The sequence below is a fragment of the Rhizobium sp. 21-4511-3d genome, from assembly GCF_053522545.1.
Genome location: NZ_JBNWCF010000021.1, coordinates 1 through 20,743, shown reverse-complemented (window position 1 = coordinate 20,743; position 20,743 = coordinate 1). Strand labels below are relative to the sequence as shown.

16 protein-coding genes and 1 pseudogene are annotated in these 20,743 nt (G+C 58.9%); 7 read left to right on the top strand and 10 right to left on the bottom strand.

Going from position 1 to position 20,743, the window contains the following annotated elements; all coding sequences use genetic code 11:
* Positions 1 to 206: 206 nt before the first annotated feature.
* A pseudogene (locus tag ACQZ5H_RS30360) lies at positions 207 to 625 on the bottom strand (SDR family NAD(P)-dependent oxidoreductase); the annotation flags it as partial.
* Here ACQZ5H_RS30360 and ACQZ5H_RS30355 point away from each other — a divergent pair.
* The gene (locus ACQZ5H_RS30355; RefSeq protein ID WP_449099997.1) at positions 563 to 1,420 is read left to right on the top strand and encodes an efflux RND transporter permease subunit; all 858 of its coding nucleotides are present in this window, start codon (positions 563 to 565) and stop codon (positions 1,418 to 1,420) included. The pseudogene ACQZ5H_RS30360 and the gene ACQZ5H_RS30355 sit on opposite strands and share 63 nt — an antisense overlap.
* A gap of 321 nt (positions 1,421 to 1,741) precedes the next feature.
* Here ACQZ5H_RS30355 and ACQZ5H_RS30350 read toward each other — a convergent pair whose 3' ends face one another.
* Together ACQZ5H_RS30350 and ACQZ5H_RS30345 are read right to left on the bottom strand one after the other, a co-directional pair.
* Entirely contained in the window at positions 1,742 to 3,103 is a 1,362-nt protein-coding gene (locus ACQZ5H_RS30350; protein ID WP_449099972.1) for a sensor domain-containing phosphodiesterase, read from the bottom strand.
* A 21-nt stretch (positions 3,104 to 3,124) separates the two neighbouring features.
* On the bottom strand, positions 3,125 to 3,814 hold the full coding sequence (locus ACQZ5H_RS30345; RefSeq protein ID WP_449099971.1) for a response regulator transcription factor: 690 nt from the start codon (positions 3,812 to 3,814) through the stop codon (positions 3,125 to 3,127).
* Positions 3,815 to 4,453: 639 nt separating this feature from the next.
* Here ACQZ5H_RS30345 and ACQZ5H_RS30340 point away from each other — a divergent pair.
* Positions 4,454 to 7,336 (top strand): PAS domain S-box protein, encoded by a 2,883-nt coding sequence (locus ACQZ5H_RS30340; RefSeq protein WP_449099970.1) that lies wholly within the window; start codon positions 4,454 to 4,456, stop codon positions 7,334 to 7,336.
* A gap of 139 nt (positions 7,337 to 7,475) precedes the next feature.
* Here the strand turns inward: ACQZ5H_RS30340 and ACQZ5H_RS30335 are convergent, their stop codons facing one another.
* From ACQZ5H_RS30335 to ACQZ5H_RS30310, 6 genes are all read right to left on the bottom strand, one after another.
* Positions 7,476 to 7,763 carry a putative quinol monooxygenase gene (locus ACQZ5H_RS30335; RefSeq protein ID WP_449099969.1) on the bottom strand — a complete coding sequence of 96 codons (288 nt, stop codon included), beginning with the start codon at positions 7,761 to 7,763 and terminating at the stop codon, positions 7,476 to 7,478.
* 4 nt (positions 7,764 to 7,767) lie between these two features.
* Positions 7,768 to 8,703 (bottom strand): ABC transporter permease, encoded by a 936-nt coding sequence (locus tag ACQZ5H_RS30330; protein ID WP_449099968.1) that lies wholly within the window; start codon positions 8,701 to 8,703, stop codon positions 7,768 to 7,770.
* Positions 8,696 to 10,270 carry a sugar ABC transporter ATP-binding protein gene (locus ACQZ5H_RS30325; protein ID WP_449099967.1) on the bottom strand — a complete coding sequence of 525 codons (1,575 nt, stop codon included), beginning with the start codon at positions 10,268 to 10,270 and terminating at the stop codon, positions 8,696 to 8,698. The genes ACQZ5H_RS30330 and ACQZ5H_RS30325 overlap by 8 nt, the downstream gene beginning before the upstream one ends.
* The gene (locus ACQZ5H_RS30320; RefSeq protein WP_449099966.1) at positions 10,267 to 11,433 is read right to left on the bottom strand and encodes a levoglucosan dehydrogenase; all 1,167 of its coding nucleotides are present in this window, start codon (positions 11,431 to 11,433) and stop codon (positions 10,267 to 10,269) included. Before ACQZ5H_RS30320 ends, ACQZ5H_RS30325 begins: the two co-directional genes overlap by 4 nt.
* Positions 11,434 to 11,543: 110 nt before the next feature.
* Positions 11,544 to 12,665: a substrate-binding domain-containing protein gene (locus tag ACQZ5H_RS30315; RefSeq protein ID WP_449099965.1), complete on the bottom strand. Its 1,122-nt coding sequence runs from the start codon at positions 12,663 to 12,665 to the stop codon at positions 11,544 to 11,546.
* A 45-nt stretch (positions 12,666 to 12,710) separates the two neighbouring features.
* On the bottom strand, positions 12,711 to 13,523 hold the full coding sequence (locus ACQZ5H_RS30310; protein WP_449099964.1) for a sugar phosphate isomerase/epimerase family protein: 813 nt from the start codon (positions 13,521 to 13,523) through the stop codon (positions 12,711 to 12,713).
* Positions 13,524 to 13,709: 186 nt separating this feature from the next.
* On the opposite strand from ACQZ5H_RS30310, the gene ACQZ5H_RS30305 reads away from it, so the two are divergent.
* The gene (locus ACQZ5H_RS30305; protein ID WP_449099963.1) at positions 13,710 to 15,062 is read left to right on the top strand and encodes an ROK family protein; all 1,353 of its coding nucleotides are present in this window, start codon (positions 13,710 to 13,712) and stop codon (positions 15,060 to 15,062) included.
* A gap of 10 nt (positions 15,063 to 15,072) precedes the next feature.
* Positions 15,073 to 16,086: a substrate-binding domain-containing protein gene (locus ACQZ5H_RS30300; RefSeq protein WP_449099962.1), complete on the top strand. Its 1,014-nt coding sequence runs from the start codon at positions 15,073 to 15,075 to the stop codon at positions 16,084 to 16,086.
* A gap of 123 nt (positions 16,087 to 16,209) precedes the next feature.
* On the opposite strand, the gene ACQZ5H_RS30295 is transcribed toward ACQZ5H_RS30300, so the two are convergent.
* Positions 16,210 to 17,364, bottom strand: coding sequence for a nucleotide disphospho-sugar-binding domain-containing protein (locus ACQZ5H_RS30295; protein ID WP_130279821.1), 1,155 nt, complete (start codon positions 17,362 to 17,364; stop codon positions 16,210 to 16,212).
* Positions 17,365 to 17,962: 598 nt separating this feature from the next.
* Here ACQZ5H_RS30295 and ACQZ5H_RS30290 point away from each other — a divergent pair.
* The 3 genes from ACQZ5H_RS30290 (at position 17,963) to ACQZ5H_RS30280 (ending at position 20,661) form a co-directional block, all read left to right on the top strand.
* Positions 17,963 to 18,694, top strand: a complete 732-nt coding sequence (locus ACQZ5H_RS30290) for a hypothetical protein (protein WP_130279820.1) — start codon at positions 17,963 to 17,965, stop codon at positions 18,692 to 18,694.
* Between the two features lie 843 nt (positions 18,695 to 19,537).
* Positions 19,538 to 20,227, top strand: coding sequence for a hypothetical protein (locus tag ACQZ5H_RS30285; RefSeq protein WP_449099961.1), 690 nt, complete (start codon positions 19,538 to 19,540; stop codon positions 20,225 to 20,227).
* Positions 20,224 to 20,661 carry a lipase family protein gene (locus ACQZ5H_RS30280; protein ID WP_449099960.1) on the top strand — a complete coding sequence of 146 codons (438 nt, stop codon included), beginning with the start codon at positions 20,224 to 20,226 and terminating at the stop codon, positions 20,659 to 20,661. The genes ACQZ5H_RS30285 and ACQZ5H_RS30280 overlap by 4 nt, the downstream gene beginning before the upstream one ends.
* Positions 20,662 to 20,743: the final 82 nt, after the last annotated feature.

The following is a 20,743-nucleotide window of genomic DNA, read 5'->3' as shown; positions in this document are numbered from 1 at the left end:
TAACAAGGCCCGGTTACGATTGCGGAAATCGAGAAGGTTAACGAAGGAGTGCAAAAAATCGCAGCGGGCGGTTGCCTTTCGCCGCCACTTCGCCACCTCCCTTTTTGCCATAACTCCTGGTGTTTGAACCGGACGTCTGCGCGACACCAAGCCTAAGGGGGCGGCATAGCCAGATAAGATCGCGCTTAGAGGAGAAAACCTGCGGACGCTTGGTCGTTATAGGCCCACATGTCAGTCTCGATGATGCCGGGGCAGAAGGCGTTGACGGTGATCTTCTGCGTGGCGACCTCCTTGGCGAGGCTCTGGGTAATGCCGACGACACCCATCTTCGAAGCTGCATAGTGGGGCGTATAGATGAACCCGTCGCGCGCCTGGCCGGAAGCGGTGTTGATGATGCGGCCGCCGCGCCCATGCTTGCGCATCCGGGCGATCGCTTCCTGGGCGCAGAGAAATACGCCCTTCGTATTGACGGCCATGACCTTGTCCCACTCGCCTTCGGTCATGTCCTCGATCTTGGCGATTGTGATGACACCCGCGTTCTGAATGCAAGACGTTGGACGACATCGCCAATCTCCGCGTCAGCGGCGCAAACGGCACCGTCGACCTCGGCTCGATCGCCGATATCCGCATTGGCGGCAGCCCATCAGAAATCAACCGCATCGACCGTTCACGCAACATCACACTTTCGGTCGAACTCAATGGACGGATTTTGAATGATGTCTACAGCGAAGCAAAGACACTGCCGGCTCTGCGCAATCTGCCGCAAGGCGTACGGCTGGTCGAACAAGGCGAATTGCAGCGCAGTTCCGAGCTGTTCGAGAGCTTCGGGATCGCCATGGCGATTGGAGTCTTCTGCATTTATGCCGTGCTGGTCCTGCTCTTCCATGATTTCCTGCAGCCACTGACCATCCTCATGGCCCTGCCGCTGTCACTCGGCGGCGCGCTGCTGCCACTCGTCATGACCGGAACTAGCTTCTCGATGCCCGCCGTGATCGGCCTGTTGATGCTGATGGGCGTCGTGACGAAAAATTCGATCCTGCTCGTCGAATACGCCATCATGTCGCGGCGCGCCGGCATGTCGCGATTCAATGCGCTGGTCGATGCCTGTCACAAGCGCGCACGCCCGATCATCATGACCACCATTGCCATGGGATGCGGCATGCTGCCGGTCGCTTTTAGCCTGACTGGCGGGGATTCAAGCTTCCGTCAACCCATGGCCATCGTCGTTATAGGCGGTCTGATGACGTCAACGTTCCTGAGCCTTCTAGTTATCCCGGTGATCTTTACTTTCGTTGATGATTGCCACCAGGCTCTGAAACGCGTTCTTCGTACCACCCCTCAACCTCTATCAAGCGGAAATACAACTGAAGCGCAAGAACTGCGTCGAGATGTGCTGTGCGATAGAGCTTTGGACTTGTAATATGTGACGAACGCAAAGGCTTGGGATCAACTTAAAGAACGCTGGCAATCCGACGAGATTTATTCTCGGATTCACAGGGTTGCGCCGCGAAACACCGCGGCCGTTCGTATTGGTCGGCGCCTAAGCTCTTGAAGCGAGTCGAACCTACGACGCAGTTCAAGACGGCCGCCTTGATGGGATTTGAACGCTCGACCCGTCGTTACACGCGCCCGTCTCGCAGTTTTGTTGGGCGAGCAAAATACTTGGCTGGTCTTGGCTAAACCATATAAGCGTGCAACGCCGCGCCGGTCTGATATTCGGGCGAGGTCTCCCTTGTTCCTTTCAGCAATTGGGAGAGAAACCTATATCGGAAGCACCGGCAGGTCGACCGAACAGGAAACCCTGGCCATAATGGCAGCCTAACGTTTGCAGCGCATCCCGTTCGGCCGCCGTTTCCACACCTTCGGCGACGACGTGCTTTCCCATTGCCCTTGCCATGTCGATGATAGCTTTCACGATGGCATGATCAGCGCTCGAGCCCGTCATCGCCCGCACGAAGGAACCGTCAATCTTGATTTGGTCATAGGCAAGCCCCTTAAGGTGCACGAGAGAAGCAAAGCCGGTACCAAAATCGTCAAAGGCAACGATGTAGCCGGCAGCCCGCAACGCCTCGAGTTGTGCGCCGATCTCGTCGCCCTGCTCCGACAGCATGACCCCCTCCGTGACCTCGATCTGAATGTGCTTCGGCGAAAGTCCGGCCGACCGTGTGGCCTCCAGGATTTCATCGACAAAACACTGACTGTCCGGAAACGTGTTAAATTGGGACGACGAGACGTTAATAGCGATGTGTCCGAAATTGTCGAAGCCTGCGTCCTTCCATTCCTTGGCCTGCGCGATGGCGCTCTTTAGGACGTGACTGCCAATGCGCTTGGAGAGTGCGGGCTCAACAAGAGCCGCCGCAAATGCTGAGGGACCAAGTATCGTACTATCCGCCTTCTTGAGCCGCAGGAGGGCCTCGAAGCCGGCGCGCCGACCCGTATCGAGCGCGATCTTCGGCTGGTAGTGGAGCAGGAAATGACCTTGTGTAAGCGCCTCCTCCGCCAGCACCAGTTCCGCCTTGTCTGCTTTCGCACGTTCAAGCCGCCCGGAGTCGATCCGGGACAAGAGATACCGGTCTTCGGATTGCAGAATACGTTCCACTGCGCACTGTGCCAGGCCAGCCAACAAACCGCGCACGTCCGCTCCCAGCCGTCTTGGCACCCGATCGAGAACGCAGAGAGAGCCAAGCCGTAACCCAGGCTCGACCTCCAGCGGCACCCCGGCATAGAAGCGTATCTTGTCTCTGCCTGTTACGAAGGGGTTATCAGCAAAGCGGGCATCGCGAACGGCATCCGGCACGACGAAAGGCATCGACGAGCGGATTGTATAATCGCAGAAGGCGTCCACCCGGCGGGAGCCCTCCCCCCCGATCCCGCGCTTGGACTTAAACCATTGACGCTCATCGTCCAGCAATGTGATGAGCCCGATAGGCGCGCCGGCCGCAAGGCATGCGGCATCGACCAACGCGTCGAGCACCGGGTCCGGGCCGGTCGATACAGTTGACAACTCTCTGAGCCGCTTTAGGCGAACTTTCTCCTCCGGTGAGAAGCTTTGGGCTTCGGCAGCTTGAGCGGAATGCAAATGACGCTCGATTAACTCATGCATATCGCGCTTCTACTTTCAGTATTATTGGACATCGCTTAATCGATAGCCCACGCCGCGGATTGTCTTGATGGCTTTGCCGCTTGCCGTATCGAGTTCCGCAAGCTTGCCGCGCAGTCGGTTGATGTAGACGTCGATCGTCTTGTCGCGGGGGTCGTATTCGCGAAAGAGGGCTTGGCGTGCAATGCTCGACTTCGGGCAATCTTCGCCGATACTGGCGTGCAGGACTTGGAGTATCCGTCCCTCAAGGGCCGTCAGAGCCTGACTGGCGCCCCCAAAATCCATGGACAGGCGACTGATGTCGCAATCGACATTGCCGATCCTGAACGAAGGGTTTTGCCGTGGCGCGCTGCGCGCCAGGCGCGCTTCGTGGAGCCGATGAACGCGAGCGCGCAGTTCCTTCACACTGAAGGGTTTCATCACATAGTCGTCTGCGCCGACACTGATGGCGTCAGCCCGGCTATCTGCATCGCCGGCGCCCGAGATCATGACGATGGGAATGTCGGACCGAACGCGCGAGTCGCGAAGCAGCTCCAGTCCGCACCCGTCGGTCAGATTGATATCGATGAGTATGCAGTCATAGGCAGCGAGTTCATTGGAATGAATAAAGCGGTGTGCCTGTCGAGCAGTCGCAAGCGAATCGAGCCGATCCCGAGAATCCGACCAGTTTAGCCGCAACATTTCAACGACATCGCGCTGATCTTCGATGATCATTATGTTCATGGTTTTCTCGAATGCTTGGTGGGTTGGCCCAAGCCTCCGCTCCGGTCGCCATAGGACGAAGGAGGCTTTGGACGCAGCGTTCGCTGCGTGTTCTCACCCCCTGATATGGTTATCGGGTTAAGGCTTTCCAAGGTCGCAAACGGGGATGTAACGCGTGACAATCGATTGACGAAATCGGGCCTCAGTTGCTTGAGGAAGCAAAGGTGTAAGTGGCCAGGATCGCGCTGAACGACGATGCTGCCAACAACGACGTCAAATCTGCCAAAGACGAGGTAGACGAAGTTTGGAATCTCCGCTTTTCCTATTCGCACCGTAGCGCCACCCTCACTGATTTCGAGCACGAGGCAACGAATGGTCTGTGCCTTTCGCATCCATTTTGCCGCGAACAGCAGAGTGCAGAAGAGCGTGACGCTTCGGCGATACCATTTACGGGTGAAGTAATCGGATTGGACGCGACTAAGATAGGTCTTTCTTATGTTGGACTTCACAGCTTGACCTCAATGCTTGCCTGGCCCCCCCTCCGTCGTTGAAAAAGTGGGGCCTTGGCAGTTGAATGCATCGATTAAACCGGCCTGTTCTTAAGCGACTGTCGCACCAAATTTAAAAAAGGTTAAAGCGCCTAAGTTTTCCATGGATTACAGCGCCTTGGCATACTATCGAATGTGTGAATTCGATGACGATTTAGGGAAAACACGGACCATGCAAAGGGGGTACGCAATCGTAGGCAATGTCTTTCGCTGTTTCGTGACCAGTCTCAAGCAGTGGAGAGCGGATCGGTTTTCCACCGGACTGGTGGCAGGAGGCGTATCGGCTCTCGTTCTCGCGTGGTCGCGATTGCCGATCTGGCTCTGGCTCGTCGGCGCCGCTCTGTTCGTTGCCTGGCGACTGCGTCGAAATGGAGCGTGGTCCAGGCACGATCTCCATGAAAATAAGCCACTTCTGGAGATTGCCGGCAAGGTCGCGAAACTCGGCGGATGGGTCGTGCACCTGCCGGACAGGCAAATGGAATGGTCGGATGAAACCCGGGCGATCCACGAGATACCAAAGGGCAAGACTGTCACCATAGATGAAGCGATCGGCTATTTTGCTCCTGAATGGCGGGACACGATCACGCGACACTTCGAATCCTGCGTCGCGACCGGCTTGCCCTACGATATCGAGGTCGAGATCATCGATGGCACGGGACGCCGCAAATGGGTTCGCGCGATCGGCGTGGCGATCCGCGATGACATGGATCGGATCTGCCGGGTGCAGGGTGCCCTTCAGGACATCGACGAGCGCAAGCGGCTTGAGAAGACGGCCCGGGACCTCGAGCGGCGTTTTGCCGAGTCGATGGAAAACATCAGCGATGCGTTTTTCCAGCTCGACGCCGAGTGGCGCTTCACCTACCTTAACCATCAGGCCGAACGCCTGCTTGAGCGCCCGCGTTCAACACTTATGGGTCAGTCGATCTGGGACGAATTTCCAGAGGCCTCCTCAGGATCCATCCGTCAGCACTACGAGGACGCGGCCCGCGAAGGCAGGACGGCCGATTTCGAAGTGTTTTACGAGTCTCTCGACGCATGGTTTTCGGTCACCGCCTATCCTGGACCGGCGGGGATGACTGTCTATTTTCGGGATGTAACGCAGCGGCATGCGGCCGATCAACATTTGCGCCTCCTCGAAATGGCGATCTCGAGAATCGGGGACTTCGTGATCATAACGAAAGCCGAATCTCAGACGGGAGGCAGGCAAGCGATCGTCTACGTCAACGACGCCTTCGTCAGGATCACCGGCTACTCGCCGGAGGACGCACTCAACCGCTCCCCCAGGTTCCTCCAAGGTCAGCGAACCGACGCGGCGAGCATCGAAAGGATCGACAGAGCGATAGCGCGGTCAAAAGCGGTTCGCGCCGAACTGCTCAATTATACAAAGGACGGCCGCGAATATTGGATAGACATGAGCATCGCACCCATTGTCGGTTCCGATGGACGCGCGACACACTTCGTTGCAACTGGCCGAGATATAACCGACAGGAAGCATGCTGAAGAACAGCTAGCGGAAACCGAGGAACGCTTCGCCATCGTCGCCATGATGACGACGGACGCGGTCTGGGACTGGGACGTTGCCACCGGTCATGTGCAGTGGAATAACAACATTGCATCCGTCTTCGGGCATGCCGACGTCCCGGTCGAGGATGGTTTTCGGGAGTGGGAAGCCAAGATCCATCCCGATGACCGCACCCGGGTCATATCAAGTGTGCTCGCGGCAATTGAAGGCAAGGCGGCCGTCACCTGGATGGAGGAGTACCGCTTCCGTCGCGGGACGGGCACATATGCCGAGGTCATTGACCAAGGCCACATCATCCGCAATGCCGCAGGCAAGGCAACCCGGATGGTGGGCGGCGTCCGCGACGTTACCGAGACGCGGCTGAACGAGGCAAAGCGGCTGCAGGCGCAGCGGCTCGAAGCCATAGGCCAACTGACGGGCGGCGTCGCTCATGATTTCAACAACCTTTTGACGGTCATCATCGGGACGGCGGAAACACTGGCCGACGAAATCGCCGATCCGAGACTTTCAGCGGTAGCGCGGCTAAACCATAAAGCCTCGCAGCAAGGCGCCGCCCTCACGCGCCAGCTTCTCACCTTCGCGGGACGACAGCCTCTCGAACCAGCGGCCCTGAATATCAACAGCTCCATTCGGGCATTGGAGGGCCTTCTCTCGACGGCACTTGGCGGAACGATCGTCCTCGATCTTAAGCTCGATCCGGGAGCAGGCCAATTGAGAGCGGATGCCGCGCAGCTGGAAGCATCTCTCATGAACCTCTGCATCAATGCCCGTGATGCGATGCCTAATGGGGGCAACGTAACGATATCGACGGCACAAAGTGGCATCAACGTCGTGATCCGGATTTCCGACACCGGCTTTGGAATGGACCAGGACACACGCGCAAAGGCTTTTGAACCTTTCTTCACCACGAAACCGTTCGGCAAGGGAAGCGGCCTGGGCCTGAGCACAGTCTACGGTTTCATGCGGCAATCAGGCGGCCGGATCGAGATTGCGTCGGAGCCAGGCAAAGGAACAACCGTCTCCCTTTACTTTCCGAGGCTGGCGTCCACCGAAACCGCTGTCGAGATGATACCAAACGGGCTCTTGCATGGCGGCAGCGAGCGCATTCTCGTCGTCGAAGATGACCCGATGGTGCGAGAATTTGCCGCCGCGACGCTTATGTCTCTCGGCTATTTCGCGACAAGCGCGGCCGATGCAACGGAAGCGTTGCGGATACTGGAAACGGATAGTCCGTTCGATTTGGTTTTCTCGGATGTGGTCATGCCAGGACCACTCGATGGCCACGCGATGGCGGCCGAGATCATGACACTGTATCCCGGCCTCCCCGTTGTCCTGGCATCTGGCTATGCGGATATCGAACGTATCGGCGCCACGTCGCGCTTCCGGCCGCTTGCGAAGCCTTACACGCGACAGCAGCTTTCCGAAGCTTTGCGGGAGGCCATCGACGCTTCGCAGGACAGGTGATGGGCACCCTTTTTTTCAAAGCCGGAGAGTGACGATCCAGGCGCACCAGAGCCATAGGCGGTCGCGCTCAGTTCCGCAAGCAACTCAGGCCGCGTCGTCGTTCTGGTCAGTCGCGTTGCGACCACACGATCCCCGTGGATTATGCCGGCAACAGCCGCCACATGTCGATAGGTTTGGCGAGCAGGCGGTCGATCTGGCTTAGCAATGGCTTGAGGTGATGCATGTCCATATGCGCATCCAGATCCGCCTGCGTCTTCCAGTTTTCGTAAAACACGAAGACGCAGGGATCGGCCGCATCGATATGAAGGTTGTAGTCTATACAGCCGTGTTCGGCCCGGGTCGGTCCAACCTGATCGACGAGAAGGCGGAAAAGCTCTTCCCGCGTTTCCGGACGGGCTGTCAGCGTTGCAATTAGAGAAACGATCATCGCATCAGCTCCGCTTCTGGCTGAGCGCGACGGCGAGAATGATGATGCCGCCGCGGGCGATCAGCTGCTGGCTGAATTCGAGACCCATCAGGATAAGACCATTGTTGATGAGGCCGATCATCAGGGCGCCGACGATGGTGCCGATAACCGTTCCTTTGCCGCCGAACAGACTCGTGCCGCCGAGCACCGCCGCCGCGATAACCGAGAGTTCATCGCCCTCGCCCAGCTGGAAACGGCCGGATTGCAGACGTCCAGCATAAAGCATGCCGGCAAGCGCTGCCGCCGAGGAAGACAGGACCAGCACCTTGAACTTGATCGCCTTGGTGTCGATGCCGGAATAACGCGCCGCCGTCTCGCCGCCGCCGGTGGCCAGCACCCGCCGGCCGAAGCCCGAACGGCGCAGCACGATATGGCCGATACCGCCGAGAACCGCCATCCAGAGAAGCAGCACCGGCACCGGCCCGAAATTGCCGCCGCCGAAGAGCCAGGAATAGCCCGGCGACAGGATCGGCACGGCGGCTGTCGCCGATATCCACATGGCGACGCCCTTGGCGATGCCCATCATAGCGAGCGTGGTGAGAAACGACGGGATACCGATACGGGTGGTTAGCCAGCCGTTGAACATGCCGACGGCAAGCCCCGTGGCGATGCCCGCGCCGACTCCGACAACCGGCCCGCCCGCGGCGATTGCCATCGCGACGGTCACGGTCGAGAGACCTGCGACTGCACCGACCGAAAGGTCGATCTCGCCGGCCGAGAGCACGAACGTCATCGCAATCGCCATGACGGCGATCATCGCCGTCTGCCGCACGATGTTCAGCAGATTGTTGGGGTTGAGAAAGCCTTTGTCAGCCAGCGTCACCGCAAAGACGATGAAAATGACGACAAAGCCGATATAGATGATGTTCTGGCGCCAGTTGGCGAAGAAGGCGTTAGCCATGGGATATCTCCTGAACCGCAAGGGCCTTCTGGATTTCGATCTGGAGCCGCTGTTCGGCGGCCTGAAGACGGTGAGCAAGGTCGTCGGGCGGCACGGACGGATCTTCCAGCGCCTCGCGCGGGAGATCCTGGTGCACGCATCCCTCAGACATGACGAGAATGCGATCGCAGGCTGTCAAAAGTTCGGAGAGTTCCGATGAGATCATGATGATGCCCTTGCCGGCGGTTGCGAGTTCACGCACCAGGCGAATGATCTCGGACTTCGAACCGATATCGATGCCCGCGGTCGGCTCGTCGAGAATGAGGATGTCGGGGTTGGTGGCGAGCCATTTGCCGATGACCACCTTCTGCTGGTTGCCTCCCGAAAGCGTCGAGACGGCATGGTCGCGGCTCGCCGTCTTGACGCGCAGGCGCTCGATTTGCGCGTCGGTCAGCTCGTTTGCCGCCTTTGTATCGACGAGGCCGCGTGCGGAAAGCCGGTCGATGACGGCGAGGATCATATTGGAGGCAACCGAATGGGCGGGGATGATGCCTTGGGTGGCGCGTGCTTCCGGCACGAGCGCCACACCCTTAGCAATAGCATCGCCCGGCTTGCGGATCGCCACCGCGCGGCCCTTGATGCGGATTTCGCCCTTGACGACCGGGTCGATGCCGGCGATCACCCGCGCTAGCGACGAGCGGCCGGAACCGAGAAGCCCCGCAAGCCCCAGCACTTCGCCGCGATGCAGCGTCAGGGAAATGTTCTCCGGCTTGTGCCGGCCGCTGACATTCTTCAGTTCCAGAAGCACATCGCCCCGGACAGCCGTGCCGCGCTCGACGTCCGACAGCCCTTTGGAACGCCGGCCGACGATATGCTCGATCATCGTATCGATCGGTAAATCACTGAGCGGTGCGGTGATAACGTGACGGCCATCGCGCAGGATTGTCGCGCGGTCGGCGATGCGGGCGATCTCGTCCATGCGGTGGCTGACATAAATGATCGCCACGCCCTTCGCCTTCAACTTGCGCAGGAAGACGAAGAGCCGCTCGACATCGGAAACGGCGAGCGCCGTCGACGGTTCGTCAAGCACCAGCACCTTGGCGTCCTGCGAGATTGCCTTGGCAATTTCCGTCAACTGTTTCTGGCCGGCGCCGAGATCGCCGACCACCACCTTTGGATCGACGAAGACGTCGAGCAGCGCGAAAAGCTCCGCCGCGCGCCGCTCGGCCTCCCGGTCGTCGATAAGCCCCATGCCGACGCGGTATTCGCGCGTCAGAAAGATGTTCTGGGCAACCGTCAGCGTCGGGACTAGGCTCATTTCCTGGTAGTTCATGGCAATGCCGGCGGCGCGCGAGGCCTCCGGCGTATGCGTCGTAAGCGGCACGCCACCGACCTCGATGGCGCCCTTGTCGGGGCGATGCACCCCGTTCAGCACCTTGAGGATCGTCGACTTGCCGGCGCCGTTGCCACCCAGCAGCGCATGCACCTCGCCAGGCATGACCTCGAGGGAAACGTCGTCAAGCGCTCGCACTCCCCCAAAGGTCTTGGATATGCCGGTCATGCGGACGGCAGCGGCGCTCGCACTCATCCCACCTTCTCCCAAAGACCGGTCTCGCCGGAACGGATAAGGGCGTCGGCGACGAGTTCCGTCAACATGCCGTCCTCGAAGTTCGGGCTCGGCTGCCGGTTCTTCGCGATGGCCGAGAAGAAATCGTAGCACTCGACGATCTTCGTTTCAGAATAGCCGATACCGAGACCGGGGATCGGCCAGAGGCCGTTGCCATAGGGATGGGCCGGGCCGGTATAGACGGTGCGGAAGCCGCGGGCATCCGCCGGGTCGTCGGCAAACATCACCTGAAGCTCGTCGCGGCGCTCGTAGTTGAAGTGGATCGAGCCTTTCGTTCCGTGAATTTCCAGCGTGATGAAGTTGTTGCGGCCATAGGCGTTGCGGGTGGCTTCGAGACTGCCGATGGCGCCACCCTCGAACCTAAGCATCGAGACGACCTCGTCGTCTACATCCACCTCGTCGCGTTCGGCGTCCGTAGCCTTCTCCGCCGCGCCGAGTTTGTCGACGCCACCCTGCTGCAGCGGCCGCGTCTTGTTGTAGGTGGTGGTGATCGCGTTGACCTCGGCGATCGGGCCCACGAGATAGTGAGCGAGATCGACAACATGGGTGGCGATGTCGCCGACCGTGCCGGAGCCGGCAATCTTTTTCTGGAAGCGCCAAGAAAGCGGTGAGTCAGGGTCTGCCGACCAGTCCTGCAGATAGGAGCCGCGGAAATTCAGGATCCGGCCGATCCGGCCCTCTTCGATATACTTCCTGGCGAGCGCCACCGCCGGCGTACGGCGGTAGTTGAAGGCGACCATGTGAACGATGCCGGCCGCCTTTGCCGCGTCGCGCATCGCCCTCGCTTCCTCGACGGTGCGGGCCAAGGGCTTTTCGCAGATGATGTGCTTTCCGGCCTTCGCGGCCTCAATAGCGATCTCGGCATGCACGTTGTTCGGCGTGCAGATATCGACGACGTCGACATCCGGCCGATTGACAACGGCGCGCCAGTCCGAGGACGCTTCTTCGAAGCCGTAGCGCCGGCGTGCCTCCTCTGCCATGCCGTCGGTTACATCGACGACGACCTTGCGGTGGGGAATGGCCGGTGCGGGCCAGAAGAACATCGGCATAGAGGCGTAGGCCATGGCATGCGCCTTGCCCATGAAGCCGCCGCCAATCATGGCGACGTTCATCACTTTGGTCATCGGTTTTCTCCTGAAAGGGGTCGGCTGCAGCGAGCCGCGTTCCATCTCCCGGCCAAGGCCGGATCATGTCATGAGGCGCGGGGCACGCTGGTTGCCCCACGCCTCGTCACTCACTGTCCGAGGCTTGACTTGATGTTGTCGGTGGCCTCGGCTGAATAAACAGCTTTCCAGCCGTCGAGCAGGGTTTCGCGCGTCACCGGCAGGGCCGGTAGCGCGACGAAGGCGGGTGCCTGCTTGCCAAGCAGCGCATAGCCGGCCAGCTTGGCTTCGACCACGCCGGCGTCATATGGCCGCTGGGCACCAAGCCCCTTGACGAAACCGCCCTGGGCCATAGAGATCGCGACGTTCTCGCCGAGATCGACCGTGGTGATGACCAGATCGTCGCGACCGGCAACGCGCGCCGCGGAAATCACGCCTTCGGCCGGAACGTCCCAAACCGCCCAGATGCCCTTGATATTCGGGTTGGAGGTAAGGATCGCAGACGCCGCCTTTTCCGCATCGCCGGAGAAGTCCGGTCCGCCGATACCCTGCTCGGCTACGATCTTAATTTTGGGGTAGTCGGACGCGATCGTCGCCTTGAAGCCATCGTAGCGCTGCTTGGTGACGAAGAAGTCGGCAGCATGGAAAACCAGGCCGATATCGCCTTCCCCATTTAGCGCCTTCGCCATGAGATGGGCGGCGGCGACGCCGTTGCCATAGTTGTCGGCCGACACCACGGATACGTAGTCCTTGCCCGCGGCAAAACCGGCCGGAACGTTATCCATGAAAACAAGCTTGGTGCCTGCCTCCGCAGCCGCCTTGTAGGCCGCAGCGGTCGCCGTTGGATCCGTCGGGATCGAGACGATGATGCTCGGCTTCTGCGCCATGATGGTCTCGATGTCGGAGACCTGCTTTTCCGGCTTGAAACCGGCGTCGGTCACTGCAAGAACTTTGATGCCCATGGCGGCGAACTGTGTCTGCAGGCCGTTGATCTGAGCGCGCGACCAGTCGTTGCCGCCGTAGTGCATGACGATGGCTGCCGTCGCGTTCATGGCCTTGATCTTGGCCAGCTCCTCATCGGTCAGCTTGACGTCCGAGGCCGGGGATGGGGATTCGCCTGAAGGCCCTTTGGAGAGAACTGTTTTCTGAAGCTCGGCTAGTGCGGTATCCGGATCGGCAAAGGCCGGTGCGGCATGTGAAAGAGCAAGCGCCACCATAGCGGCTGTGCCCAACAGGAATCGTCTCGTTATCATCACTTTCTCCTCCCGAAAGTGGGGCTCCAGCCCCGGTCGCGGCTGTCAGGCCGATTTGAGATAGGCCATGCTCGCTTTCGCTCCTTCAAGCGGATCAGGCCATGAATCGAGTTCAGTACAAACCCAGCCGGCAAAACCGGTCTCCCGAAGAGCCGCGACAATCCTGTCGGTCTGGATGTCGCCACGGTCAATGGGCGTGAAGGCAAAGGGCTGCTTCTGGAAACCCTTGAGATGCACGTAGGAAATACGCGCTGCATGCTCGCGAATGAGTGCGGCGGGATCGCCGTCGGCAGCTGCGAGATGGGCCGTGTCAGGGCAGAAGTCTATGCCGGTGAGCCCGAAGATCTTGCGCACTTCCGCCGGCCCTTCGACGATCGTCGAGAGATGCGGATGATAATGGGCGGTAAGGCCGCGTGCCTCAGCAATCTCCTTCACCCGGTCGAGTGCCGCCGCCAGCTTGTGATAATCCGCCTCGCGAATACCGTCGAAGCGCTTGGCGCCGCCACCGACGACCAGATGAGGCGCGCCGAGTTCCGCGGCGCGATCCGCCGCACGGACGATGCGGGCCAGCTCCTCTGGAAGAATGTCATCGAAGATGAAGTTGCCGCCGGCATAGGTGGCCACGAGCGTGAGCCCGTTGTCGGCGAGCAGTGTACGCATCTCCTCGGCGCTGAAATCGAGGAGGTTGCCGTCGAAGAGTTCGACGCCCTCGTATCCCGCTGCAGCGATATCGGCGAAGGCGCGGCGCATGTCGCCGAAGGTCCGGTAAGCGAGATTGGTGATCGAGGTTACGCCGACGGCATCCCCGCCCAGACTGCCCCAGCAGTTCGCATGATAAGCGAGCTTGAAGTTCGACATCGGCGCCTCCTCCCAGTGACCGTCATGATGTGGCCGATGTCTTACGTCTACAAAAATCGTATGTCAATTATTTATATGCAAAACAATCAAAACTTTTGCTGATTTAATACAAAAGTTGGTTGTTGCCAGTCGAAACAAACCGCTTTATCAAGGAAGTGAGGGCGAAGTCGCTGGAAAGGAAGAACCATGCCGACAACGGCGACCAAGGGCGTTGATGGGCCTTCCCGCCGCAAAGGCCGTCCACGCGTCTCCGAAACAGCTGCCCCCAGCCTCGTCGATATCCTCAACCTCGTTCGCACCGAGCAAGCCACCACTCGCCAGGAGATCGAGCGACATAGCGAGCTTGGACGCGCCATCGTCGCCGACCGCCTCGGCACCCTTGGCGAACTCGGCCTTATCGATGAAAGCGAGCTCGGCACGGCCACCGGCGGCCGCGCACCGCGCCTCGTGCGCTTTTCAGCGGATCGGGGCCGTATTCTCGTTGCAACGCTCGACCAGACAGCGATAGGCGTCGGCATTGCCGATCTCTCTGGCTCCCTGCTCATGGAACATCACGAAGCGACCGAGCTTGCCCAGCCGGTCTCGGCCCTTGCCGAACGTCTGGTGACGCTCTTTCGCTGGATTCTCGAACGGCATTCAAATCCGCTGCTCTACGGCATTTCCATTTCCGTTCCCGGCGCGGTGTCAGACGGCGGCGAAGCGCTTTTCCAGCGTGCCACGCCGGGTGTGCTGCCCGGCTGGGAGAGCTTTCCGCTAGTCGAGACGCTGGTTGATGCCTTCGATGCTCCGGTCTGGCTTCGCTCCAGCGTCGAAACGATGACGATGGGCGAACTCCATGCCGGTGCGGGACGAAACAAAGGCACGATGCTGCTGGTCAAGGTCGGAAAACGCATCGGCGCCGGACTTGCAAGTGACGGCACGCTGTTTCGCGGCGCCCAGGGTACGGTCGGGCTTATCGGCTCCGTACCGGTAACGATGGGCGACAGGACCGGCACCCTCGAAGCCATGGCAGGAGCGGATCATATCGCCCAGGACGGCAAGCTTGCTGCGGAAAGCAGAGCGAGCCCTGTCCTCGCCGAGCTGGCCCGGCGCGGCGGCGACATCACCGCACTGGAAGTCGCCCAGGCCGCCCAGATCGGCGATGCGGCGGCAATCGAGATTTTGTCCCAGAGCGGCCGGCTGATCGGCCAGGTTGTCGCGACGCTCGCCAACATGCTGAATCCAGCGCTCATCGTGCTATCCGGCTCGATCGCGCAGACCAACGACATTCTTCTGGCCTCTGCGCGGGAGGCAATTTACGGCGCCTGCCATCCACTCGTCAGCCGGGATCTGCAGATCATCCGCTCCCAGATGGGCAGTTCGTCCGGGCTTGTCGGCGCAGCGATCGTTGCGACTGAAGGGTTATTTGCGGCGCCCATGCTGCGAGAGTGGATCATGGCGGGACAGCCGCAGGCGCATCCGCTTTTCCAGCACATGAAAAACGAGATTGCACGGCGGAAGGTCAGTGGGGGAGACATTGCCCGACCGCCGGACGTGTGAGGAGGATGGAATGACGATTACTGGTCTTGGCCCTCACGGAGAGCGGGCATCGGCGCCCGAACGTGTGCTGCTTCTGCCCGAAGACATGACGCGCGCACGGGCAAGCGGCTTCCGCGTCGCGATCGTGCTGCACACGCTTGAGAGCGACTGGGCCAAGCAGCAGCTTTCCGGCATCGTCGGCATGCTCGGCCAATGCGGGGTGGCGGTCATCGACGTCGTCGATTGCGCCTTCACGCCGGATGTTCAGATAAAGGCGCTGGATCGGCTGATCGGCGAGGCCCCGGACGCCATCATATCGCTGCCCGTCGCCAATTCCAAAGTGGCGGCAGCGCATGCGAGGGTGGCTGCCGCCGGCATAAACCTCGTCCTGCTCGACAACGTCCCGACCGGCCTTCTTCCCGGCAAGGACTATATCTCGCTGGTCTCTGCAGACAACTTTGGGCTTGGCAAGATCGCGGCCGATGGCTTGTCACCATATCTGCCGGAAGGGGCGGAAGTCGGCGTCCTCGGTTATGACGCCGACTTCTTTGCAACGAACGAACGCGAAATCGCCTTCGTGAAATGGATGCAGATCAACCGTGCGGACGTGACGCTGCGTGTGCAGCGGTTCTCCGCCCTGTCGGACGCCGCGAAGACCACGCGAAGCCTCGCCGAGGCCCATCCCGGGCTTGCCGGCCTCTTTGTCGTCTGGGACACACCGGCGATAACGGCCGCCCAGGTTCTCGAAACAATGGGCCGCAGGATTTCCATGGCGACGGTGGATCTCGGCCATGAGGCTGCCATCGGCCTCGCCGCCAGCGAACCGCTGGTTGCTATCGCCGCCCAGCAACCTTTCCGCCAGGGCGAAACCGCAGCCTCCATCGTCGTAACAGCCCTACTGGGCCGGCTGGCTCCTGCCTGGGTAGCGCTGCCTGGTCTGGCCGTCACAGCGCGCAATGTGGTGGAATGTTTCCAGACTGTGTGGCGCATGCCCGCACCGCGTGAAGTGTTGCGAAAGCTTAGCCTCGTCGGCCCGGCAAAGTAGAGTTCGCCTTGATGGGATATGAACCGCCGACCCGCAAACCACTTTAACGTTCTATTACTTCTGGCGCCCGACTGACGTGTTCGATTCCATCGCCGCAACGACCACGACACTCCCGCTGGCCCGTTAAAGCGGAGCTAAGATCGAATCAACCACTCGGTTCACGGCAGCGTCTTTGCTGTAGCTTTTCCGCTTAGCTGAAAAATTCGCGGCAGCGTCGGTGAACTTGGGCTGGTCAAGTAGCAACCTTAACACATCCTTGATGCTCCAGGAATCCAGGCGTGGTGGCAGCAGCAAGCCAGCCCCCATTTCTATCACGCGCCGTGCCGCCAGGTACTGTTCCGCATTTTGAGGGCAAAGGAGGAGCGGCCGCCCCGCGAGCAAAGCATCATGAAGTGTTCCTGTGCCGTAAGTGACAACGAGCCGCGCCGATCTCATCACGACATCGATATCCTGCGGGACATTGGTAATAGAAAGACGACCGCGCCAGTCGCTTGATTTATCACCGGGAATGACGCAGAGAGAATGCTCTGGAAGGACCTCCAGTGCATCCAGTATGGCGCGGAGGTTCGGAACACTCTTGCGAAGGTAACCGAAGATTTCGTTTGCTTTGAGTGGAACTGACGTCTGTCCGGCGGCAGGCAGCTCAGAGACCGGACCGATGTATTCGAGCCGGCGAGGTCCGTAATGATCCAGCTCGGCGAACGTCGTCATAAGCACGGTGGCTGTAGAGAAGAGTTCTGCAAGGCCCGTGATAGGAGTCCTTCGAAAACTTGCCAAAACGCTGTTGATGGCATCCAGCGCACGAGCCTCGGATTCAAATATACGCGCTTGATCTTGCTGCTCCCACACTCGGAACGTCTGGGGATCGTCGGGAGGGAGTTCAAACCCAATGCACGTAGCGACCGTCGGGAGGCCCATGCAGCGCGCGGCAAGCACTGCAGTAGGAGCATGATTGGCCACGACCACGTTAGCATCAACTTCGCTGATCACGAGCCGCCACGCGTGGACAAGCTTATTGAGCAGTTCACCGTGATAACCGTTGGCTAACAAAATCTGGGCGTAGCTTGCCGGGCGGTCTTTGGTCGTCTGTCGCAATAGGCGTGGCGCCTGTAGGACTTGGTAGCCCTTGGGACCGAGTAGCTTTACCGCGTCGGCAAGATTTCGCGAGGCGAACATCGTCGAGTGACCAAGCGCCCTTAAGCGGCTAGCCACCGGATAGTCGCGCGCGATATGGCCGAAGTTGTCTCCCAACTCCCATGTGAAGAGTACTCTCGCCATCGCTTCCCCTTCAACACGGCGGCATCTACAGATCCAAGAACATTCAGGATCTGTTCGGACGGTTGTAGAACTCGCGCGAAAGACGAGTATCCTGGACCTGTGGTTTGTGGCTTTCGTTCAGGAGCGTACCGCATGCGATTGCATGAGCGCCAGAGGATGCGACAAGTCAACGCAGCCCCATCCATTCCGAATTAAATATATGTGTTGAAAATCAGCTACATGCCCGACCTGCGCGAGCGCTATTATGGCTATTTTCTACCAGAATAGGATTCCTGGTCCCCGCTGCGTTGAATGACAAGATGAAGTTCGATTGACACAAGGATATGTTGCATATTAGCGTTCTTGAACCGCAACAAATCGCGAGCGATTACGAACTGCCGGGCTTTTAAAGCGACCTCTTGAGCCAACGGCAAAGCGTTTCTAACACTATAGCCTGGGGTTCACTCGTCAGTAGGCGTTTGGCCCGGGCATGCAAAATCCACGACGACAATAGTGGCAACGAACGTTGCCATTCCTCAACTTCGCGGCTGGGCCTTCCCAATCGCCGACAGCGCATGTGCAAATCAACCGCGTTCTTTCACACTTAGTCGGGTGGCTCGTGTACCTCATTTTGCTTGGCGGTCTTCTAATCCTTTATCTGCCCACGATTGTTTACGTCTGCGTCGGGCTCTATATCGCATCGCATCTGAGAAAATGGGCGGCGAGACCCGCCTTTCTCCGCGTTGGGCTTTTTTTGGCCCTCCCTTTGCTTTTGTGGGAAGCCTCCAGAATTCAGGCGGATTGGCGGTATGCGGAAATATCTGAGGCCATTGCTAGTGTCAAAGTCGAGCCGATGCCTGACTTCGTTCCGCGAGCGATTGAAGTTAACAGCTACGAAACAAGGCTAGCAGGTGGCGGGCGGTTGAAATGCATCGAACGCGTGATGTGGAACAAACGTCTCGCCGCATTTCGCATTAAGTATGAAGGCCCCCCTCTCGTCGAACTGGACCCAGGAAGCGGCAAGGAATTAGGACCGGCCAGCCTCCCCACCACATACCTGCAATTCAATTCTCCCCCCAGTGTGAAGCAGAGTATATCGGGAGGTTCCGCGGGCGATGTTTACGGGCCTTACGAGCTGCGGATTATCGGACCAAACCAAGACAGTCTGGCGGGTTTCCAATATGACGAGCGCATCATGAAGCCGGCATTCCCGCCAGTTTTAACCTCCGGGGGCTGGCTCTTTGTTTCCCGATTGCCGCCGCTGCAGCCTAGGTGGTTGGAACCGGTGGAATTTGTGAACCTGGCATTGGGCAAATGCGCTTCTACCTCGCACGATAAAGGGAACATATGATCTCTTTCTTAGCGCTCAGTCCTTTACCGATGTCCGAACCTTTTCGTTCTGCGAAAGGGCTGCCAGGCAGCTGCAGTCATTTTCGTCGGTTTATTTCGCACGCGTCAAAGATCCCCGGCGATGTCCCGTGTATTTGATCTTAATCGGCGGACTGCTGATTCTTTATCTTCCGACAATCGTTTACGTCTGCGTGGCGATCGACGTCATTCGGAAGGCTATAAGGCGCGGATGGCGCTGGGCGACCATTGCCAGTGTCACCATGCTGCTTCTTCCATTTTTACCATGGGAGGCGGCGAGAATTCACGCAGATTGGCGCAGAGCTGAGCTGACGCGCTTTAACGCGGGCCTTTCAAAACGTCCGATGAGCAATATGCTTCCTGACACAATCTTTATGAACGCATACGGGTCCACCTTATCTGGCAGTCCCCTCATAGATTGCCCGCTGCAAATAATATGGAACAAGCAGCTTCTCGGGGAAAGGTACACAGGAGCTCCACTGGTTTCGCTCGATCGCGAAACAGGGCGGGAACTCGGCCCCGCCAAGCTTCCTGCAAAGTACCTTAAGCTGAGCACTTATTCGGACTCCGTCATACAGCCACCCGGGGGGCCGTCTTCGTACAGCCTTGGCCCCTTTGAGCTACGGCTAATCGGACCAGAAGCCGATAATCTGGTGGACTATATGTACGAGGAGGCCATCGATAGCCCAACCTTTCCGCCTGTACTGACTTGGGTCGGTTGGATTAGCAAGCCCATAGCCTATCCCCCAAAGAAGTCGCCTAGCGATTTCGTCAACGAAACCTTAGGCAATTGTGCTCAACCCCCCGCAGCAAGAGGGCGGGCCCCATGACGCGGACACTTTTCGTACTTCTTACGCTCGGCGCCCTTGTCACGGCTGCTGCCGTAGCCGGCATTATTCTTACACGTGATCTGTTTTACGTCACGGATTCCTATCGGTATCGTCTCACCTTAAATTTTGAGGTGGACGGGCGTCCGCTTGTCGAAAGCGGGGTGATACAGGAGACGATCCACCAGCCTCCGTGCATGGTCATTGAGACGAACTGTAGCCACATCGCCGTAAAGGGGGATGCCTTACCAATCAGGTTTCCAAACGGACGCATCGTCTTCGCACTAATTGAGTACAATGGAGAGGTCACCAGCCGTGCATTTCCGCACGACCCGCCTGGTGGCACCTTAACCGCGTGGGCCGGCAAGGCCTTTACAGTCGGTGAACCATGGCTCCCCCAGCTTATTACGTTCTCCGATCTCACTAATCCGTACTCCATAGAATTCGTCGACTATAAAAATATAGCGCAAGTAGGTGGTCCAAATGCTCGCTTCATTAACGCAACAATTCAAATAACGGACGATCCCGTAACGCGTAGTGTCGACGCTTACCTTCCCTGGGTGACATCATTTCATAATAAGCTCGACCGTTACGCGGGAAAGGGGGCACTCAAAAACCTACCAAACTACTTCTTTGGTTACAGCTTGATGGAAAATCTAGTCAACTATCTTCGGAGGAACGATTTATGAATGATGACCTGATGAATGCAATTCTCGCGATGAACGCTTATGATTTTGGATCTCACGCGGCATTGGATGGTTCCGCGTCAACAGGATTGGGAAGTTGGACAAGGACGACCTATCAAGATATCGGAAGCAACGACTTCGGGGCAGTCACCTACTCGAACGGCAGCAAATACGAAATCGCATACCGCGGCACCACAACCGTATTCGGCAGCAACTTTTTTGATGGCGATTTGTGGAATGGATGGACGATCGGTGGTGGCACCGACGAGGCAGCAGACGTAAACGCAGCTATTGCCTACTACCAGAACCTTTTGGCGACCGTGACAGCAAACGGAGGTTCTAGCGCAGACATAACGTTGACTGGCCACTCTCTGGGCGGAGGGCTCGCAGGGCTCGTCGGTACGATTTACGGGGTTAAGGGTGTTGATTTCCACTGAGAGCTGACCCGGCGCAGCGTAATATTTCCATTGAGAATTGACCCATGTTTCAACCGTCCCTCGCATGTTTTCAGCGGGGGCT

Bases quoted from the DNA above. Each gene is read 5' to 3' on its own strand.
- ACQZ5H_RS30345 (WP_449099971.1), bottom strand. From the start codon at position 3,814: ATGATCATCGAAGATCAGCGCGATGTCGTTGAAATGTTGCGGCTAAAC.
- ACQZ5H_RS30325 (WP_449099967.1), bottom strand. From the start codon at position 10,270: ATGAGTGCGAGCGCCGCTGCCGTCCGCATGACCGGCATATCCAAGACC.
- ACQZ5H_RS30285 (WP_449099961.1), top strand. From the start codon at position 19,538: ATGACGCGGACACTTTTCGTACTTCTTACGCTCGGCGCCCTTGTCACG.
- ACQZ5H_RS30305 (WP_449099963.1), top strand. From the start codon at position 13,710: ATGCCGACAACGGCGACCAAGGGCGTTGATGGGCCTTCCCGCCGCAAA.
- ACQZ5H_RS30350 (WP_449099972.1), bottom strand. From the start codon at position 3,103: ATGCATGAGTTAATCGAGCGTCATTTGCATTCCGCTCAAGCTGCCGAA.
- ACQZ5H_RS30315 (WP_449099965.1), bottom strand. From the start codon at position 12,665: ATGATAACGAGACGATTCCTGTTGGGCACAGCCGCTATGGTGGCGCTT.
- ACQZ5H_RS30310 (WP_449099964.1), bottom strand. From the start codon at position 13,523: ATGTCGAACTTCAAGCTCGCTTATCATGCGAACTGCTGGGGCAGTCTG.
- ACQZ5H_RS30335 (WP_449099969.1), bottom strand. From the start codon at position 7,763: ATGATCGTTTCTCTAATTGCAACGCTGACAGCCCGTCCGGAAACGCGG.
- ACQZ5H_RS30295 (WP_130279821.1), bottom strand. From the start codon at position 17,364: ATGGCGAGAGTACTCTTCACATGGGAGTTGGGAGACAACTTCGGCCAT.
- ACQZ5H_RS30280 (WP_449099960.1), top strand. From the start codon at position 20,224: ATGAATGATGACCTGATGAATGCAATTCTCGCGATGAACGCTTATGAT.
- ACQZ5H_RS30300 (WP_449099962.1), top strand. From the start codon at position 15,073: ATGACGATTACTGGTCTTGGCCCTCACGGAGAGCGGGCATCGGCGCCC.
- ACQZ5H_RS30340 (WP_449099970.1), top strand. From the start codon at position 4,454: ATGGATTACAGCGCCTTGGCATACTATCGAATGTGTGAATTCGATGAC.
- ACQZ5H_RS30320 (WP_449099966.1), bottom strand. From the start codon at position 11,433: ATGACCAAAGTGATGAACGTCGCCATGATTGGCGGCGGCTTCATGGGC.
- ACQZ5H_RS30330 (WP_449099968.1), bottom strand. From the start codon at position 8,703: ATGGCTAACGCCTTCTTCGCCAACTGGCGCCAGAACATCATCTATATC.